Here is a 17,963-nt window from a genome sequence, read left to right as displayed (position 1 = left end):
CCGCCTGCCCTCTAAATATCGCTTTTTCAGCAATTTATCCCTTTAAAGTGTCATCTACACGGAAAAATGAGTCTTAACAACGATTTTCACGCGGTGGCTTATGCACTCCCGCAGCACGATCGAGTCTAGATGCGGCGACAAGCTATAGTGAGCGGCGAAAAAGGCGGCCCAACATATGGAACCAACGGTGCGGCCTTCTGCGCAGCACTCAACTCGAACGGCGCGGTAAAAATACTTTAACCTACTGTTTTAAAATACATTTATGTAACTGCACGGCTGTCAAACGGCACATGGCTTGAAGCGTCGAAACGCCTAGCGGATCCGCAAACACGACAGCCACGCAGCGAGCTGCATCAGAAAAGTTCTACATCTGAACCGTGGTCACTTGGTTCCGTCAAACACATCGCCCATGCCACTCCAACACATAATAAATCGTGTCAGTGCCATAGGAGACAACGAGAATCGGCTGGGTTGCCCCAGCCGATTCTTTGCGTCACGCGGCGTCTTTGGGGCCCCAGGGGATGATCGCCTGCAGGGACAGATCGTCCTGGCTTGCCGCCTTGCCGAGGTTGGCGTTGAAGCCGTGGTCGCGGATGGTCAGCGTGAAGTAGTCGGCGCCGGTCTCCTTGTTCTGCTTCTTCCAGATGCCGCCGCACTCAACCAGCTTGCCACGCGGGGAGCGGCCGAGGACGCGGTGTGTGGGGGCCATCGGGTTCGTGCTCGCGACGGGTTCGACTGTGATGTCGAGGTCGAAGGTCAAGGTCGAGATGGAGCCGACGCCCTTGGCGGTTTCGATGTCGGCGCTGGTGAATTTGATGCAGTTCGTGGTCATTGCTCTTCTCCTTGTTTGCGTTGCAGCACGACGTGCGGTCATGCAGCTGGCCAAGGCCCGACCACTCCGAAGGCGAAGCGCAGCGGAGAGGGGCAGGCGCCGGTCTTTTTGCTGCGCGAGGAATGGCCCACCCCTGTTCTTTGGTGGGTCAGGGGAAAAAGATCGGCGACAACCTTTGTGGACGGGACGACAGCTGCGACCAGCGTGTCATGCAAAGCAACACATCGGGAGAAGTGCCCTGGCCACGAAGGAAACTGGGTGAACGGCCGAGGGAGATGCCACGAGTGTCTTGACTCCTTCCAAATTCACCGAAGATGAGACATAGTCCAGACGTCAAAGTCGCATCCCCAGGATCACTAACGTGCCGATAGTCTTCGCTGAAGCGCCCACGATGCGGAGGAGTGCTCGGCGCGATCAGAGCGTGGAACGAAAGACCGGGTCGCCACGAGACACAGCAACCACCCAATAGCCCTAGATGACAGCCCGGCTGGTTGGTTAGGTCAGAAAATGCGACAGGACATTTGACCAAGGGCCGCCGCTACCAACGGACGGGACATCCTCTCTAGCTCCGGCAAGCGTCGGCGACTTGTCCTTCCAGTGCTCATGCTATACGTCATTGACACATACACCGCCGAAACCTATATGGGACAAGAGATGACGCGATTGCAGACAGTGGTCGAACTGCCCGAATTCCAAAGGCGCGCCAAGGCAATCATGTCGGACCAGGAGCGTGAGGCGGCGATCAACTTCATTGCCGCCAATCCGGAAGCGGGCGTCTCTCTTGGCGGCGGATTACGCAAAGTCCGCATCCCGAGAGAGGGGAGCGGCAAGAGTGGCGGCTTCAGGACGGTGTATGTCTTTGGCGGGACCCATATGCCGATCTTTCTGATTACGGTCTTTGCCAAGAATGAGAAAGCCAACCTGTCAAAGACCGAACAAGCTGCTGCGGTAGAGATGAGCAAGGCGCTTGTCGCGAAATATGGAGACGCAACATGAGTGCATTTGAAACCGTATCCAAGGGCCTCGAAGAGGCTCTGGCCTTCGCGAATGGCGATTTGGCCGACGCCAAAGTGCATGAAGTTTCCGTGGCGGAGGTCGATGTCGCCGAAGTCCGGCAACGGACGGGCCTGTCCCAGGCCGAGTTTGCGAAGAGCATTGGCGTCGCGAAAGGTACGCTCCTGAACTGGGAACACGGGCGCCGGCACCCGACAGGCCCAGCACAGGTTCTGCTGGCATTGATCGCCAAGAAGCCTTCCGTCGTACAGGACCTCTTGCGCGGGGCGTGAACCGGGGCCTAAGCCCCGATCCTCTTGATGCGGATTCCGAGCTTGCGGGCCTTGTCGACGATGTTCTCGGTGATGCCCGAACCGGGCGTGGCAATCAGACCCTGTGGCATGGTTTCGAGCATCTTGTCGTTGCGCTTGAAGGGGGCGGCCTTGCCGTGGCTCTTCCAGTCGGGCTTGAAGACCACCTGGGTGATCCCACGGGTATCTGCCCAGCGGGCCGCGATCATCTCGGCGCCTTTGGGCGTGCCACCATGCAGCAGCACCATGTCGGGGTATTTCGCATGGGTGGCATCGAGGACGGACCAGATCAGATCGTAAGCCTGATAGTCCCCGCCTGAGAAAGCGATCCGCGTGCCTTCGGGGCAGTGCACCTCGGTCTCCTTGCGACGCTTGGCCGAGAGATAGGCCCGGCTGTCCACCACGGCGGAGGTGAGGCCGCGATGTGAGACCTTGGATCCGGTGCGGGGGAGCCAGGGCGAACCGGTGGCGGCCGAGAAGTGGTCTACGGCCAGATCGCGCATCTGCTCGAAGGCGTCGCGATGGTCCCAGAGCTTGAGCCCGATCATCTGGAGGCGCTCGAGTTCGACCGAGGCGACCTCGGAGCCGTCCTGTAGCCCCAAGCTTTCCCTGACCTCGAATTCGTTGTCGTCGAGAAGCTTCTGGATATGGGTGAGCCGACGATGGAAGATCGAGGTGAGGGACCAGAGCATCTCTTCGAGATTGTCTTCCAACTGGCTGCCAGTGAGGAGGCCGATGGTGGTGTCAAAGAGGGTCGCCATGGCGAGTTCGACTTCGTCGGGCTGGGGCAGGGGGCGGTGATCGGTCTCGCCGGGTCCCGGTGTTGCGCCGTGAAGTGCCAGGTGGTCGAGGATGCCGGAGGTCACGCCGGTCTCCTCTTGGATGTCTGTCTGATGGGGCATTGTCTGGTTCCTCTGTTTGATCTGACCCGATTTGGATGGGGCGATATCAGGACCGGCGGCGACCGGGCCGCATCCGTCAGGATCGGAGCGCAGCGGAGAATGCGCCCAAGGCCGGAAAATTGCTCCCGCGAGGAATGGCCCGAAGGGGCAGGGGAATTTTCTGGTTCGGGGGGCATTGCTGCCCGGGCGAGGGGCACTCTGCCCCGACCCGCCGGTCCATCGCTCCCCTTATCCAAACGGGATCAGATCGAACCCGCGGAACCTTTGCCCTGTCCGGCATCACCGGGGAGACTGGCGCTCATCCGTCCTCGATCTCCAGACCGTTTGCCTTCATGGCCCCTAACAGAGACCGGCGCAGCGCATCTCTGCCAAATGTCCGCAGATCATCGTTGAAATCGCCCAGTTCAGGGACGAGATAACCGCAGGAAATTCCTCGATATTCCAGTTGGTTACGCAATCTTATGGATGCATTGCGTCCGGCATCGTCATTGTCCCGCGCGATCCAGATGCGCTGAATCCCCGGCGATGGAATGAAGAGGCCGAGATGGGTGGCGGTGAGACAGGAGGCGAGGTCGAACTCCGGGAGAGCCGTTCCGATTGAGAGGGTGTTTTCGAGCCCTTCGCCGACGATGAGATCCGAGCGACCCGCGCCGGCCCAGAAGCGGATGGCATGGCCGTGCAGCTGCCCAAGGATCCGTTTGGGTCTCTCGATCGTGGCCAACCCGTCGGTAGACGGGTCGAGATAGACCCGCGCGCATCCGGTGATCTGGCCCCGTTTGTCGGTGATCTTTGCGAGCAGGGCAGGGGCCCTTCGCGGCTGATCGGGATCGTCCTCGCCCTGCCGCAGGAAGACTCGAGGGTGATAGCGCAGGGCAGGTCCAAGCCGTGTGATGCCGCGCCCCTGCAGATAGGTGGCGGCCGGGGTGCCAAGCACCGGCTTGCCAGCGGCAAAGAGCTTCCGCGCCCGCGCGATGCGTTTGGCGGAGGCTGCATCAGGGCGCTCAGCCCTTTGGGTGTCTCGAGGTGCGGCAGGGCAGGGGGCCTCGCCGAGAAAGGACCGGGCCTCCCTCAGCGTCTCCTTGAGCGTGACCGACCCAAGCCGTTCCTGCAGCAGGTCGATGAGATCGCCATATTCACCCGTCGCGAAATCTTGCCAGGATCCGGCCTTGCGCTCACCTTGAGCTTGCAGACGGATGGCGAGGCTTTGGCCCTTTGCACCGGACGTGTCGCCGACCTGCCAATAATTGCCCTGCTTACGACCCTCGGGGAAATACTGGCGGCAGAAACTCTCGGCACGGTCTGCCAGAGCGGCCGAGAGGTCTGCGATGCTGCGCCGCGCGCTCATGCGGCGACATCCGCTGCGCTGGCACCCACCGGGTGCTCAGCCAGAACCCGCGCCAGCACGTCAGTGCCATCCACTGGGATGAACACCCGAGTCTTCCACTGGATCACCTCGGCAAAACAACCCATCGCTTTCAGACGGGGCAGGGCCGCGCCCGACGCGCCGATCAGCTCAAGTCTCGGCTGTCCCATGACCAACGACCGGCGCAACTGGTAGCCGCCGAGGAGGTTCAGGGTCGTCCTGGCTTCCATCACCGCGCTGAGCACTTCCTGCGGCGACATCTCGATCTGACAATCGAGACCAAGGCGTGAATAGACATTCAGGAGCTGCTCCTGACTGACGAGACGGCCGATAGCGCGCTCCCCGTCCTCGGCCTGCAGGCGGTAAATGCGCATGTTGTCGGCAGGAAGCCGGTCCCAGATCGGCAGGAGGAGGCCGCAGATCAGCGTGATCTTCGATGTGGTGAACTGCGGCACCGCGTCGACCTCAGCCTGCCAGAGCTGTTCGAACATCGCATCGTCTATCTCTTCCCAGTGCGATTTCGAGAACTCGGTGAGGGCGAGGATCTCGGTCGCCATGGGCCGTAGCAGTTTCACCCGCAGGATCGGTACGCCATCCTCATCCATGAAGGCCGGCGCCTTCACCATCAGGGCCGCGCGTTTGGAGGTCTTGTTCCAATAGAGCGTCGCGCCTTTGTTATCAGCGCAGATGGCTTTCACGCGGGACAGGGTGAGCGGATCGTTTCGATCCGTACGCTCAACGGTCAGGGCGGTGGCCGTCGCCCCCGTCGCCTCATGTTCGAAGATCACCTTGCGGTCGACGATCTCGAATTTTTCGGCGCGCAGGGTCTCTAGCCCGACGTCCAGCGTGCCAGCCTGCCGTGCGTCCTCGATGATGGCCGAAAGTAACCCGCCGAAAGCCTCGAAGATCGCGTCCTGCATGTCGATCCGCAGTGCCAGACAGCGGTTCAGGAACTGCTGGATAGGCGGCAGATTCTCTTTCATCGTGCCATCCGCCTCATCGAGTGTCAGCCCGGTCATCTCCTGGAACCTGGCATATGAGCAGGCGTCGATCTTGCCCGCCCGCAGCTTGTAGAAGAACTGTCGCAGCGCCGCGCGTGCGTAGGGGCTCTCAAGATTGTCCTCGGCGCGGAACATGTTCTGGCCGCCGGTTTCGCGCTGCCCCTTGGTGATCGCCCCGAGCGTGTCGAGGCGGCGCGCGATGGTGGAGAGGAACCGTTTCTCACCCTTCACGTCTGTTGCGACGGGTCGAAACAGCGGCGGCAGCGCCTGATTGGTGCGGTTGGTGCGCCCGAGCCCCTGGATCGCATTGTCGGCCTTCCAGCCGGGCTCAAGGAGGTAATGCACCCGCAGGCGCTGGTTCTTGGCCCCGAGATCGGCATGATAGCTGCGCCCGGTGCCACCGGCATCGGAGAAGATCAGGATGCGCTTGGCATCATCCATGAAGGCCTGGGTTTCTCCGAGGTTGGAGGAAGCGGGACGCTTCTCGACCCTGAGCCGCCCCTCCCGCGTCTTCACGATGCGCCGTTTGCGCCCCGTGACCTCGGCCACAGCCTCCCCTCCGAAATGCCAAAGGATCTGGTCGAGGGCACCCTGTACTGGGGCGAGGGCACCGAGATGCTCGACAAGCTCGTCCCGCCGCCGCTCCGCCTCGCGGCAAATGATGTGATTGCCATCGCCATCGACGGCCGGGCGCGAGCGCAGATCCCCGCTCTCGTCGGTGTAAGGCTCGAAGAGCCGCGTCGGGAAGGAATGCATCAGGTAGTCCATGATGTTCTCGCGCGGCGTAAAATCGACCTGCAGATCATCCCACTCCGAAGGCGGGATCTCTTCGAGACGCCGTTCCATCACCGCCTCGCTGGTCGACACCACCTGGATCACCGCCGAATGACCGGCCGCCAGGTCTGCCTCGATCGAACGGATCAGAGAGGGGCATTTCATGGCGGTGATGAGGTGGTTGAAGAAGCGCTGCTTGTTGCTCTCAAACGCCGAGCGCGCGGCGGATTTCGCCTGGGGGTTCAAGGTGCCGGTATCAGACGAAATGCCAGAGGCTTGTAGGGCAGCCTCAAGGTTGGTGTGGATGATCTGTAATCGCGAGGACGCGATAATGCGAAGGTGTCCGAGGTTTATCGTTGTTTTCCTTGTTTTCTGGGTGTCGGCGCAACCTTTGCTGCGCATTATTTTGATTGCAGACCTCAGCGGCTTTCCAACCGTCTGAGGAGACACTCATGTTGAAGTCGCACGACGAGCTGATCGAAGAGCTCTCGCAATCGCTCACGGAGCAGAACTACAATCCCGTGGTTGTGGCCAACCATCGGCTCTATGCCCGCCGGTTCCTGGACTACCTGGCCGAGCGCGACATGCCGGTGGCGCTGGTAACGCCATCGCAGGTCGATCAGTATTTCCGCCACGCTGTCCATTGCTTTCATTCACGCTATGGCCGTCCGCCCAGTTCGCGTTGGCATGGGGTGCCTCGTACGGCGATCTGCAAGTTGCTCCGGCTGGCCCAAGGCACATGGCCACCGGTCGCCGAAATTGCGCCGGATACAGCGCTTCGGCATGCGATCTGCCGTGAATATGGCGCCTGGATGCGTGACGAGCGCGGGCTGGCAGATGAAACAATCGACGCACGGCTCCGGGAGGCGCGGCGCTTTCTGGACTGGTACTTCGGCCGCAGGGGCGCCGACGATCTCTCAGCAATGGCCGTGCGCGATATCGATCACTACATGGACATGCGCGCCATCGGGCTGCGACGGATATCGCTCGCGGGTTCTGCCGCATGGCTCCGTTCACTGCTGCGCTATCTCCATCAGTCAGGGCGAGTTCCGACCGATCTGAGTGCACAGGTCATCGGCCCCATGCTCTATGCCTACGAGGATATTCCCTCGACCCTGGACCGCAGCCAGATCGACATAGTTCTGGAGGCCACCAGAAAGGACAGGTCGCCGAGGGGGCTGCGCGACCATGCGATTCTGCAGATGCTCGCCATCTACGGGCTGCGTCAGAGCGAAATCTGCAGTCTCCGGCTCGACGACATCGACTGGCGCGCGGAATCCCTGCGCATCCGTCACACCAAGACCAACTCCTGTTCCTACATGCCACTACTGACGCCGGTCGGCGATGCGGTGCTCGACTATCTGCGCCTCGGGCGCCCGCAAGTCGAAAGCCGGGAAGTCTTCATCCGCTCCCTCGCGCCCTATACGCGGATGACGAACCTGTATGGCATGGTCAAAAGACGTCTGGCGGCAGCGGGCGTCACCCCGGTTGGGAAACGGGGGCCACATGTCTTCCGCCACGCGCGGGCGGTTGAACTACTACGGGCGTCGGTTCCGCAAAAGATCATCGGCGACGTGCTCGGGCACCGATCGACCGAGTCCACGAATGCCTATCTCAAACTTGCCACCGAAGATTTGCGGGCTGTGGCGCTCGACGTGCCCGGTTCGGAGGTGCTGTCATGAGCGCCTGGCACGATCCCGATCACACCGTTGTCGAGGACTTTCTCCGCACGTCCCGGTTCGGACAGAGAAGCAGCTACACTTACCGGTCTATCCTTCGCAGCTTCGAGGATGTTGCGCGCCGGCACTCAGCAGTGGATCGCCAGATGCTCGAGGACTGGCTGGGTGAAATGGCAACGCGGTGGAAATTGTCGACGCTGTTGAACCAAGTCTGCATCGTTGACCGCTTCCTCGACTATCTGGTCCAGAACGAGTTGATCCCCGGCAATCCCGTCGCAGAGCTTCGCAGGCAGCACAACATCAAACAGAACAAGCCGATCTGGCGGGCTCTTGCCTCCTCCAATCCCGACGAGGCACTCGCCGGGCTGTACCGGCCTGCGCCCTACGGCAGCGTTCTGGGCGGCGTCATGCGTGACCATGTCGCGCTGATGCGAAACCGGGGCTACCAATACGAAGCGCAAGCTCACTGGCTGCTGCGGTTCGACCGATTCCTGCAATCGCATCCGGAACTGGCCGACGAGTCGCTCGAGACGATGCTGTCCCATTGGGCGGCGGCCAAGTCCACCCGCAATCACGCGGCGGAATGCCAGAAGCTGGGACGCATCCTGACAAAGGCGCGACACCGGCTCGATCCGAACATCCCGCCGAAACGCTTCAACCCGCGACCGGAACGAGAGGTGGCGCGGGAGCACCGGCGACCGCATATCTTCAGCCCGGTCGACATCCGGCACATGCTCGATGTGGCCCGACGCTATCCGTCGCCGCATGCCCCGCTGCGGCCGAAGACCCTCTACACCATGATCCTGCTGGCCTATTGCGCCGGGCTTCGACGTAGTGAGATTGCGCGGCTCGATCTGGGCGACGTCGACCTTCGATCCGGCACGATCACGATCCGGGAAACGAAGTTCTACAAGACCAGGATCCTGCCGCTGTCGGGCAGCGTCATGACCGAATTACGCATCTATCTCGATGCGCGGCAGCGCGCTGGCGCTCCGCAGGACCCGCAATCGGGGCTGTTCTGGCAGAACCACTTCAAGGGGCATCACACCCCGGAGACGGTCACCACGATGATCACCAACGTCATGCGCCGCGCCGGGTTCAAGCCGCCCTCCGGGCGGACGGGGCCGCGTGTGCATGACCTGCGGCATTCGATGGTCGTGAACCGGATCCTTCAATGGTACCGGATCGGCATCAACCCGCAGGACCGGCTGCACTTCCTCTCGACCTATCTGGGTCACCGGGACATCAACTCCACGCTGGTCTACATCACCGTCACGCAGGATCTGCTGCAGGAAGCCAGCGAGCGGTTCCGCGCCGTCGGCGCCCCCTGCCTCAACGGGGAGGCACTGTCGTGAAATCGGCCAATCCGTTCCCCGAATTGTTGCGGGCCTTCTTCCAGGAATGGCTGGCAGAACAGCGCAGCGCCTCGATCCATACCATCAAGTCCTATCGGGACACTTGGCGGCTGTTGCTCCGGTTCGTCGCGGAGCGAAACGGCGTTGGTGTCGCACGGGTCACCCTGGCGGACGTCTCCGCCAGCGAGGTGCGCGCGTTCCTCAACCATGCTGAGCATGGTCGCAAGGGCACGATCGGCACGCGCAACTGTCGGCTTGCCGCGATCCGCAGCTTCTTCAGCTTCGTGGCGGACAAGAGCCCCGAATATGTCGCCCAATGCGCCGAGGTCCTCACGATCCCGCTCAAGCGCAAACCCTCTGCCGCACCCTGCTACCTTGAACCGGGAGAGGTCGAGGCCATCCTCGCGCAGCCGAACCGATCGACGATCGAAGGGATGCGAGACCATGTGCTGCTGTCGCTGCTCTATAATAGTGGTGCACGCATCCAAGAGGCGCTCGATCTCTGTCCCAAGGCGATCCGGTTCGAAGCACCGTATTGCGTGCGTCTTTACGGAAAGGGCCGAAAGGAACGTATCTGCCCGCTCTGGCCGGAAACTGTGACGTTGCTGAAGAAACTGCTGGAGCGGCAGCCGCGCGCACCCGATGAGCGCATCTTCGTCAATCGCTACGGCGAACCACTGGGAGCCTCGGGCGTGCGGTACAAGCTGGCGGCCTACGTCGCGGCGGCGGCGAAAACGACACCCACGCTTCGTTCGAAGCATGTGACGCCGCACAGCTTCCGACACGCAACGGCCGTCCACCTCGTCGCGGCGGGCGTCGACATCACCGTCATCCGAAGCTGGCTGGGACATGTCAGTCTCGACACGACCAACCACTACGCCCAGGCCAATCTCGAAACCAAGCGAAAGGCGCTCGAACAGGTCGGCGTTCCGACAGCAGGAAATCGACCCGCGCGATGGAAACGTGACGCGGACCTGCTCGCCTGGCTCGATACCCTCTGACCCCAAACCAAGGAGAGATAATGTGAAGGACGTAGCCCTCAAATCCCCGAACAATAGCGATGGCGCCGCGTTCCTTCGCATTATCGCGTCCTCGCGATTAGCCATCTTATGCGCAGCTGCGCATAACGTCCGGTAGGCATCAGCGTAGCTGTCGTAGATCGCGACCTGGGCGGGCGTCAGCTCATGGACCAGCATCTCGTATTCGACCCCGGCATAGGAGAGGGACCGCGCGAGATAGAGCCCAAGCGCCTTCAGGTCGCGCGAGATCATCTCCATGGCGGCGATGCCCCCGGCCTCCATCGCGGCGACAAATTCTGCCCGCGTCACGAAGGGGAAATCTCCCGTGCCCCAGAGACCGAGGCGCGAAGCATAGGCAAGATTGCCAACGACCGTCGCCCCGGTGGCCGAGACATAGAGTACGCGGGCGTCGGGCACGGCGTTTTGCAGCGCGAGGCCCGCAAGGCCTTGTTGAGAGGCCTTTTTGTCGCCGCGGTCGGACTTTTCGCCGGCGGCATTGGCCATGGCGTGGCTTTCATCAAAAGCGATGACCCCGTCGAACCCCTCGCCGAGCCAGGAGGTCACTTGCTCGAGGCGGGCAGCCTTGCCCTCACGTTCAGCCGAGCGCAGCGTGGCGTAGGTAACGAAGAGGATGCCCTCGGGCAGGCGTATGTCGCTGCCTTGGCGGAATTTTGAGAGCGGCACGATATCGCTTTCACGCCCGCCGAGCGCCATCCAGTCGCGTCGCGCATCCTCGATGAGCTTGTCGCTTTTTGAGACCCAGACCGCCCTGCGACGCCCCTGCAGCCAGTTGTCGAGAATGATACCCGCGACCTGTCGCCCTTTACCGCATCCAGTGCCATCACCGAGGAACCAGCCCTTGCGCAGGCGGAAGGCGCCTTCGTCACCCTCAGCCGCTGCAATCAGTTGGCCTTCGATCTCGCCACGCTTGAACAAGCCTTTGAGATGCGTCTCGTGTGCATTGCCCGCGTAGATCACGCTTTCGAGCTGCGGCGCAGAGAGGAGACCGTCTCGAACGAGGGTCTTCGGCAGAACGGGGCGGTAGCTCGGCACGGGCGGCGGCACCGAGGCCATGGCGGCGGATTGCACAAGTGCTGTCGGATGCTCCGCCGCGCCGTCGATCCGGATCGCCTGCAGGTCATAGACCTCGTAGACCGTGTCCTGCAACGTGCCATAGGGTTCGCTCCAGGCTTTTGGCAAGTAGTCGAGCGGGGCCGTCTCGATGTCGTCGAACGGATGCTTCGCGCGTTCCTCGGCGAGCGCACGGGTTTCTTTGCGTGCTGCGTTGCGCAGGGCGTGGAGGTTGGTGCGGGTCGGCTGAGACGGGACCGAAAGGGCCGATGTGGTGGGGCAGGGCGGGGGGCTGCGGCGTTCCGGGCAATGGGCGAGTACTACGGAGAGAAGATCACTCGTGGTCGCGCAGATCGGATGATAGGCGGCGTCAATATCAGCCGGTGCGGTCTCTTCAGCACCAGCCGCGCGCTTATCGATTACCGTCAACCGCGTGTCGATCGTGGTGCCATGCCGTGCGAAGACCTTGCCGTCGATGGGGGCCGAAAACACGACATCGGCGCTCTGGCCGATCCGCTGAAATGTCGACTGGAAGGATTTCAAAGAGGGACGGAAGCTTTCGCCGGTGATGACGACAAGCCGCCCACCAGGCGCGAGGCGTGCCAGGGCGGAAAGCACATGCTGACTGGTCGCTTGCCTAAACCGGCCCTCGACATGGTTGGCAGCGGAAAACGGCGGGTTCATCACCACGACCGAGGGCGTGATCGAGCGATCAAGACGATCGTCGATCGAGGCAGCATCGTGGTCAGATACGGCGGCATCGGGGAACAACTGCCCCAGTAGGGCGCGGCGCGTGTCGGCAAGTTCATTCAGCGCCAACCGTGCACCAGCGATCTTTGCAAAGATGGCCAGCATGCCCGTGCCCGTCGACGGCTCGAGCATCAGGTCGTCGTCCCGAAACCCGGCGGCCTGCGCGACGATGGCCGCGAGGGGCAAAGGCGTGGAAAACTGTTGCAGACGGATACTGTCTTCGGAGCGGCGCGTGTGAGACGGGGCCAGAGCCGTGAAACGTTCGATCATGGTGAGGAAGGCCTGCGGCGACAGTGCCTGACGCTGCATCAGCGCGCCGTAGCGCGAGAGTATAAGGATTTGGGCGACCTCGGCCGCCTCATAGGCGTCTTTCCAGACCCAGGCACCACTTGTGTCACTGGCACCGCAAGCATCTTCCATCGCGGCGCGAAGTGCGGCGGCGTCGATGGACCTGCCTGCCTCGAAAACGGGGACGAGGATTTTCGCAGCCTGCATCAGGTTTTGGGCGAAGCGTGGGGCATCCGGCAGGGCAGGGGCTTCGGGCTCGGTTGCAAGTTGGACGGAATGGGGGTGAGCGTTCATCGGCAATCTCCGGGGTTGAGGGTTGGCCCCGAGCCCCGCGTGCACTCTCTCACCCGGGAGGGGTCACCCCTCCCGCCCTGTCTCTCACTCTTTCATGGCCTCGAAAACTGAAGTCTTGGCAGCGAAAACTTATCCACAAAATCTGGGGATGACGCTGTGGGCGTTGTCGCGCAAACCCATGCCAGGCTGCTGGGACACGGCCGTGCCTGCATTTTGGGCACCTCCAGCGAAACGGACCCGACACACAGCAAGCTCGGGGACCGAATGGTCAACGAGGAGAAATCGCAAGAGCTCAGAATGGGGATCTGCAAATAAAAAGGCGACATCCGGGAGGAGGTGGATGCCGCCGATTATTCCGGATCGGCTCAGGGAGGAGGAGAGAACCGATCACAAGAGCGAACATAGGAGCAATGCTGCAGTCGCACAATGGGCGGGCTATGACTTTTCTGCAATGCAGCAATGCATGTCCGCGATCGGGTGCTGCCCATAGTTCCGGTGTGTGGCGGCGAGTTATTCTATGGATATGCGGTCAATGCACCGGTCGCGGGTGGCGCATGGGGATCGGACCGAGGAACGGCATTCCGCGCCTCCGGCAAACAATGCGTCTCATAGGCGCCAACAAACCCCCAGCAAGCGTCGATCTCCTCGCCACCCTGTTCGACGATGTAACCATAGACACGCCCACCAAGGTAAGAATCGTAGTCGGCGGTCTCACCACGTAAGATGTCTACAGCCTGTTCGCGCAGGGCCTTGGTCACGCGTTTTACACCGAATTCCTTTCGGACCGCTTCGAGCGTCACGTAGACGTAACCGACCTGCCCAGAATCCCACGGGCAGTGGAACCCGACGGTGTTCATCGCGAGACCGGAATGGTCATAGAGAAACACAGGCAGAATGATTGCCTTCCGCTCGGCGCGGTCCCGCAGACGATCCATCGAGAGATCGCTCTGATCCGAGACGCCCGCAAGATCGCGCAGGAACGCCTCAGGGCTGTCGTACTGATGGCTGTCACCCAGCCGATAGCGGCGGTGCCAGCAGATCAGCGTACCGAGGTTGCACCACTCTCGTGGGTCCTCAGCGTCGGGGTCGTGGTAGATCTTGATCGTGTGGCCCTGGTGGACCTCCTCGTAGACGGGATCTTGCATGTCCATGTCCTTTCTCGAAACGCAATCGACCCGCCAAGCCGGTTGTGGCGCAGGCGGGTCGATCTGGATGGGATCAGATGGTTGGTGAGTTTGCCGCCCGGCGGATCAGGCGGCGGCGCGATTCTGGCGATGCTGGACGTGCTCGACAGAGACCTTGAGAAGCCAATCCTCAAAGCCAAGAATGGTCTGGTGACCCGCAACCGCCTGGACCCAGGCCGCACGCGGATCGCTGCCGATCTGCGTCGGGTCGTTGTCGATCCGGCCATTGGCCATCCACGGTTCGGGTTGTATGCGTCCGAGCCAGTCAGCCAGTGACGGGATACGCCCCTGGCAGTCTTCGCGCACATGCTGCTCGCCGATCCAGCGGATCGGAACGACCCGGCCCGCGCTGTTGATCAGGCTGCGACCGAACACCCGCTCGGCATCATAAATCCCGACCGTATGATGTTTTTGGGCTCTGTGAACAAAGAGACCTAGGTGCTCTTTAGATGAGTCAAACCAGTCATGCACATGTTGGTAATCATCTGGAACACCGCCAAATCTACGGGCCGAGCTTTCGGCGTGGTGGAGAGGATGTGCCATGTCAGAGCCCCTCATGTTCTGTGGTGTCGGTCTCGATGAAGCGGTTCGAGTGGCTGACATCGATCTTGTCCGTCTCGAGCGCCCAGGTCAATTCGCCATAGCCGCCCTCGTTGTTTTCGAAGCCAGGGCTCAGCGCATAGGCAAAGTCCCAGCCGAAATCTTCGACCCGTCGCCGCAGCTCTTCTGTCAGGGTAATCGTGTCAGGCGTCACGACGACCTCCTCGACATTGCCGGAATCGCCATAGCCTTCATATTGCACGTCGAGGCCGGTCACGCCGAGGCCGCGCAGTTCGGTGAGAAGCGCCGCGCGGGTCTCGACCCGCTGTTCGGCTGCCCGTCTCTGGGCTTCGAGCATCTGCGCGTAGAAATCATTTGCTTGTGTCATATCTTCGGTCCTTTGGAATTGAGGGAGGGTGAGGGCGACCGTCTTGCAGGCCGCGCCCCGGAGGTTTCCTTTGGGGGGCTTCAGGCCGCAGCGTCGCCGCGTTTCTCAGCCGTCCGGTCAACCAGGTTGAAATACAAATTCTCGGTCGCGCGCTTGAACCCCGGCGGTTTGCGCGGAGCGAGGCAGCGCACCGAGGCGCTGCAGCTCTCGCCGTGCTCCATCGCGAACTGCGTCACTTGGTCGATCAGATCATCCATGCCCGCGGCCTCGATGCGCTTTTCGGGGTAGTTCGCCAGCATCTGGAACTGGGTGACGACGAAGGCGCCATCGCGATGTGCGGGATAGAGGGTGATCTGGTAGTCGAGTGTCTTGGCCATCTCTGGTCTCCTGCGGCAGGCCGGACACGATCATCGCGCCCCTTGGAACCCGCCAGCCCGAAAGGACCGCCCTTTGTGCAAGGGCGATCCGTGGCGATGTCGGTGAAAAAGGGGCGTCAGTATTCCGACGGCAGAAGCAGGGTCAGGACCCGGCGCGTCTGATCAGGATCGGAGGGCTCAGGCGAGCCATAGGTGTAGTCGACGTCGTACAGGTCGATCTTGAACCAGACCTTCGTGCCGTCGAGGTCGATGACGCCCATCTCGTGCCATCCTTGCGGGTCGCTGTCAGCGTTGAACGCGTCAAATGAAGCCACGCTGCGGGTGAGAGCAAGCTGGGCATCGGGCCCAAGCGCTGCAACGCCACGGGTCATCACGAACTGGCCCTGCGGGGCATCGGTGACGAGGATATTGCCAAGGATAGAGCGACGAAAGGCGTCATTCTGCGAAGCGACGAGTGCGGCTTCCTTAACGGGATCGAGGTCAAGTGTGGTGGTCATGGGATATCTCCGGGACGGGCCCGCCGATCCGATATCGGCTGTTGGTAACCCGTCAGCCGGAAAGGGCCGCCCTCGATGTGAGGACGGCCCAAGGCTCATGTCGTGATCAGGTCAGCGTGCGGCTCGTCAAGCCGCATCCTCGCTGAGGAAGGCGGGCAAGGACGACGGTTCATCGCTCTCGGCGTCGCTCAGAGAATCTTCGGCGGACACATCCCCCTCCTCGGTCTCCGGCGCTTCGCCTGCCATGTCGGCAACAGCCTCCGCCGCACCGGCAAACACCATCCCGTCGGGCAGCCAGCGCGTCGTCCTGACAACCGTTGCGGCGTCGAACCCTTCCGTCTCGCCGGCCGTTTCCGCGAAGGCCCGCTCCATCGCGGCCGCGATATCGCCCTTACGCTCGCGATTGCGATCTTCGGCGTAATCGTCGCCAATGAGCTTGCGCGCGGTAGCGACCGCATGCCCCTTGTTGACCCGACCCCAGTAATTCTGAGCAGTCGGGCGCCAGCAGGCCGCCACATCGACGTCAAGACGCGCGCCGATCTCCTCGATGATCGGGGAGGGGCGATTGTCGGAGGAAAGCTGCGGCTTGACTGCCAGACCCGTCGCCCAGGCGAAAAGCGCCTGCTTGGCGGCAATGGGCAGCGCCGACATCGCCCGGAAGTTTTCGGGCTTCTCCAGCGTAATCCAGTCGGTGGCGAGGCCCTGCTCCAGCGCCTCGAGCATCTTCTGGGCAACAGTATCCGAATGCAGCACCTCGCGGTTCTGCGCCTGGAAGGGCCGGATCGAGATATCGAGCGCCTCGTTGTTGTAGGACCGCCCCAGAGCCTGCTCGCAGAGCGCGTAGAGCATCGCATCGAACGCCACCTCGAAATCCGCCGCCAGATGCGCCCGAAGGATATGCTGACGCGTCGCGCGCAGATCGTCGGCGAGGCTCGCCGAAATCCCGTTCGCCTTGCGCAAGGTCGCGGCCGGGTCGGAGGTGGGCACCGGTGTCGAGGAGGTTGGCGGCGTCACGTTCGGGCGGACAGGAGACGGGGCATCACCCGCGTCAGCACTATTTTCGCTCGGGACGACCGCAGCGGGGATATCTTCTGGCCGCACGAGGCCTTTCTCGACACGCAGCGCGCCGTCATGACCGATGGTCAGAACCACGCCCGCGATGGCACGATCTTCGTCCGCGTAAGGCTGCCGTTCGCGTTGCAGGGCCTCGATCTCGCGCAGGCGCGGCTCGATGGCATAATATTCTTCCGTCTCCGCGTCCGTCCAGTCCTCGCCGTCATTCTTCGCCGCCAGTTCTTCCTCGCGCGCAATGAGACGTTCTTCTTCGGTGAGCAGGTCCGGATCGGGGTCGATGTCCTGCGGATAGACCCGCCCGAAGCTGCGAAACGCGCCGTAATCCACCGAGAGATGCACCTCGACCCATTTCCACGTTCCCTCGAAGGTTTTCGCCGCAGCCTGCAGCTTTTCGATGGCGAGACGCTCTAGGAGTTCGGGGTTCTCCATATGGGCGCTGGCGCGGTCGTCGAAGAGATCGCGCAGCAGAACACCACCCGCCGCCTCATAGGCCTCAATGCCGACAAAGCGCCCGATGGCCGAGTTCGCCGAATGGGCGGTCTCGGTAAGATGGCGTTTGATGCTTTGCGGATGGATGTGATAGCCGCCCTTCACTGCGTTCCAGACCGCCAGCTGGCGATCATGGTCGTCGGTCAGTGTGAAAGCCATCACGCATTCAAGGGTCAGATCACCCGCGCGGAACTGCTCGATGATCTCGGGCGCGACACGGGCGAGTTTGAGGCGGCGGCGCACCAGGTCGACGGAGACGCCGAATTTGAGCGCGATCTCGTCTTCGCTGCGGCCCTCGGCGATCATCGCCTCAAAAGCCTCGAACTGGTCGGCGGGGTGCATCGCCGCGCGCTGGAGGTTTTCAGTTGCAGAAGTAAGGATGGCGTTGCGCTTATCATCGACGAGGCAGGGCACGGGGTGATCGGCGGGGATGACGCTGTCCTCAGCGAGCTGCTTCAGCGCCTTGAGGCGACGACCGCCGGCATCGACTGCAAAACGTGTCTCTGACAGCGCATGAACCACCAGATTCTGTTTAATTCCGGTCTCGCGGATACTGACGAGGAGCTCAGCATCGTCGCTGGCGCTGGCCGCAACTTTTCGAACGTTGAGCGGGCTCGGCTCCAACTGGTCGAGCGGGATCATCCGGATGTCGGTCCCGCCGCCAGGCACGGACAACTCAGTGGCTTCGGTTTTCTTCGCAGTGGCGGGTTTCGGGCGGGTTGTGGTCTTGGCCATGGTCAGGGTCCTTGTCACGCCGGACCCGGAAGAGCCTCTCTCTATCC

Annotated in this window: 14 protein-coding genes and 2 pseudogenes; 5 read left to right on the top strand and 11 right to left on the bottom strand. The window is 62.1% G+C overall.

What is annotated here, in order from left to right; genetic code table 11:
* Positions 1-493: 493 nt before the first annotated feature.
* A complete protein-coding gene (locus DSM107133_RS24455; RefSeq protein ID WP_064225042.1) occupies positions 494-832 on the bottom strand; it encodes a DUF736 family protein in 339 nt (112 codons plus the stop codon).
* 654 nt (positions 833-1,486) lie between these two features.
* Between DSM107133_RS24455 and DSM107133_RS24450 the strand changes: the two genes are divergently transcribed.
* Positions 1,487-1,828, top strand: a complete 342-nt coding sequence (locus tag DSM107133_RS24450; protein ID WP_064225051.1) for a type II toxin-antitoxin system RelE/ParE family toxin — start codon at positions 1,487-1,489, stop codon at positions 1,826-1,828.
* Positions 1,825-2,118, top strand: coding sequence for a helix-turn-helix domain-containing protein (locus tag DSM107133_RS24445; protein ID WP_064225043.1), 294 nt, complete (start codon positions 1,825-1,827; stop codon positions 2,116-2,118). Before DSM107133_RS24450 ends, DSM107133_RS24445 begins: the two co-directional genes overlap by 4 nt.
* A gap of 8 nt (positions 2,119-2,126) precedes the next feature.
* On the opposite strand, the gene DSM107133_RS24440 is transcribed toward DSM107133_RS24445, so the two are convergent.
* The 3 genes and pseudogenes from DSM107133_RS24440 to DSM107133_RS24430 all read right to left on the bottom strand — a co-directional run.
* Entirely contained in the window at positions 2,127-3,038 is a 912-nt protein-coding gene (locus DSM107133_RS24440; RefSeq protein ID WP_064225044.1) for a DUF2493 domain-containing protein, read from the bottom strand.
* Positions 3,039-3,336: 298 nt separating this feature from the next.
* Positions 3,337-4,383, bottom strand: a complete 1,047-nt coding sequence (locus DSM107133_RS24435; RefSeq protein ID WP_064225045.1) for a toprim domain-containing protein — start codon at positions 4,381-4,383, stop codon at positions 3,337-3,339.
* Positions 4,380-6,488 (bottom strand): annotated as a pseudogene (locus DSM107133_RS24430) (strawberry notch C-terminal domain-containing protein); the annotation flags it as partial. The pseudogene DSM107133_RS24430 and the gene DSM107133_RS24435, both read right to left, overlap by 4 nt.
* Before the next feature lie 140 nt (positions 6,489-6,628).
* Between DSM107133_RS24430 and DSM107133_RS24425 the strand changes: the two are divergent.
* Genes DSM107133_RS24425 through DSM107133_RS24415 form a run of 3 tightly spaced genes read left to right on the top strand, consistent with a single transcriptional unit; the run spans position 6,629 to position 10,211 of the window.
* On the top strand, positions 6,629-7,858 hold the full coding sequence (locus DSM107133_RS24425; RefSeq protein WP_114293635.1) for a site-specific integrase: 1,230 nt from the start codon (positions 6,629-6,631) through the stop codon (positions 7,856-7,858).
* Entirely contained in the window at positions 7,855-9,210 is a 1,356-nt protein-coding gene (locus DSM107133_RS24420) for a tyrosine-type recombinase/integrase (protein ID WP_114293634.1), read from the top strand. The genes DSM107133_RS24425 and DSM107133_RS24420 overlap by 4 nt, the downstream gene beginning before the upstream one ends.
* Entirely contained in the window at positions 9,207-10,211 is a 1,005-nt protein-coding gene (locus DSM107133_RS24415) for a tyrosine-type recombinase/integrase (RefSeq protein WP_114293633.1), read from the top strand. The genes DSM107133_RS24420 and DSM107133_RS24415 overlap by 4 nt, the downstream gene beginning before the upstream one ends.
* A 129-nt stretch (positions 10,212-10,340) precedes the next feature.
* On the opposite strand, the pseudogene DSM107133_RS24410 reads toward DSM107133_RS24415, so the two are convergent.
* The 7 genes and pseudogenes from DSM107133_RS24410 to DSM107133_RS24380 all read right to left on the bottom strand — a co-directional run.
* Positions 10,341-12,632, bottom strand: a pseudogene (locus DSM107133_RS24410) (strawberry notch-like NTP hydrolase domain-containing protein); the annotation flags it as partial.
* 515 nt (positions 12,633-13,147) lie between these two features.
* Complete coding sequence (locus DSM107133_RS24405; RefSeq protein ID WP_037931030.1) at positions 13,148-13,777, bottom strand: hypothetical protein; 630 nt, start codon at positions 13,775-13,777, stop codon at positions 13,148-13,150.
* A 105-nt stretch (positions 13,778-13,882) separates the two neighbouring features.
* Positions 13,883-14,359, bottom strand: a complete 477-nt coding sequence (locus DSM107133_RS24400) for a hypothetical protein (protein ID WP_037930962.1) — start codon at positions 14,357-14,359, stop codon at positions 13,883-13,885.
* Between the two features lies 1 nt (position 14,360).
* The gene (locus DSM107133_RS24395; RefSeq protein ID WP_009804230.1) at positions 14,361-14,744 is read right to left on the bottom strand and encodes a DUF6878 family protein; all 384 of its coding nucleotides are present in this window, start codon (positions 14,742-14,744) and stop codon (positions 14,361-14,363) included.
* An 80-nt stretch (positions 14,745-14,824) separates the two neighbouring features.
* Positions 14,825-15,121, bottom strand: a complete 297-nt coding sequence (locus DSM107133_RS24390) for a hypothetical protein (RefSeq protein ID WP_009804229.1) — start codon at positions 15,119-15,121, stop codon at positions 14,825-14,827.
* A 116-nt stretch (positions 15,122-15,237) separates the two neighbouring features.
* Positions 15,238-15,618 carry a DUF3768 domain-containing protein gene (locus DSM107133_RS24385; protein WP_009804228.1) on the bottom strand — a complete coding sequence of 127 codons (381 nt, stop codon included), beginning with the start codon at positions 15,616-15,618 and terminating at the stop codon, positions 15,238-15,240.
* 126 nt (positions 15,619-15,744) lie between these two features.
* The gene (locus tag DSM107133_RS24380) at positions 15,745-17,916 is read right to left on the bottom strand and encodes a ParB/RepB/Spo0J family partition protein (RefSeq protein ID WP_009804227.1); all 2,172 of its coding nucleotides are present in this window, start codon (positions 17,914-17,916) and stop codon (positions 15,745-15,747) included.
* Between the last annotated feature and the right edge of the window lie 47 nt (positions 17,917-17,963).

This window comes from Pseudosulfitobacter sp. DSM 107133, assembly GCF_022788695.1.
Lineage (GTDB): Bacteria > Pseudomonadota > Alphaproteobacteria > Rhodobacterales > Rhodobacteraceae > Pseudosulfitobacter.
The sequence above is the reverse complement of the archived record's forward strand: the minus strand, read 5'-3'. Positions and strand labels throughout refer to the sequence as shown.

What these genes read in the sequence shown, in the direction of transcription:
- DSM107133_RS24455 (WP_064225042.1), bottom strand. Translation starts at nt 832, where the DNA reads ATGACCACGAACTGCATCAAATTCACCAGCGCCGACATCGAAACCGCC.
- DSM107133_RS24450 (WP_064225051.1), top strand. Translation starts at nt 1,487, where the DNA reads ATGACGCGATTGCAGACAGTGGTCGAACTGCCCGAATTCCAAAGGCGC.
- DSM107133_RS24445 (WP_064225043.1), top strand. Translation starts at nt 1,825, where the DNA reads ATGAGTGCATTTGAAACCGTATCCAAGGGCCTCGAAGAGGCTCTGGCC.
- DSM107133_RS24440 (WP_064225044.1), bottom strand. Translation starts at nt 3,038, where the DNA reads ATGCCCCATCAGACAGACATCCAAGAGGAGACCGGCGTGACCTCCGGC.
- DSM107133_RS24435 (WP_064225045.1), bottom strand. Translation starts at nt 4,383, where the DNA reads ATGAGCGCGCGGCGCAGCATCGCAGACCTCTCGGCCGCTCTGGCAGAC.
- DSM107133_RS24425 (WP_114293635.1), top strand. Translation starts at nt 6,629, where the DNA reads ATGTTGAAGTCGCACGACGAGCTGATCGAAGAGCTCTCGCAATCGCTC.
- DSM107133_RS24420 (WP_114293634.1), top strand. Translation starts at nt 7,855, where the DNA reads ATGAGCGCCTGGCACGATCCCGATCACACCGTTGTCGAGGACTTTCTC.
- DSM107133_RS24405 (WP_037931030.1), bottom strand. Translation starts at nt 13,777, where the DNA reads ATGCAAGATCCCGTCTACGAGGAGGTCCACCAGGGCCACACGATCAAG.
- DSM107133_RS24400 (WP_037930962.1), bottom strand. Translation starts at nt 14,359, where the DNA reads ATGGCACATCCTCTCCACCACGCCGAAAGCTCGGCCCGTAGATTTGGC.
- DSM107133_RS24395 (WP_009804230.1), bottom strand. Translation starts at nt 14,744, where the DNA reads ATGACACAAGCAAATGATTTCTACGCGCAGATGCTCGAAGCCCAGAGA.
- DSM107133_RS24390 (WP_009804229.1), bottom strand. Translation starts at nt 15,121, where the DNA reads ATGGCCAAGACACTCGACTACCAGATCACCCTCTATCCCGCACATCGC.
- DSM107133_RS24385 (WP_009804228.1), bottom strand. Translation starts at nt 15,618, where the DNA reads ATGACCACCACACTTGACCTCGATCCCGTTAAGGAAGCCGCACTCGTC.
- DSM107133_RS24380 (WP_009804227.1), bottom strand. Translation starts at nt 17,916, where the DNA reads ATGGCCAAGACCACAACCCGCCCGAAACCCGCCACTGCGAAGAAAACC.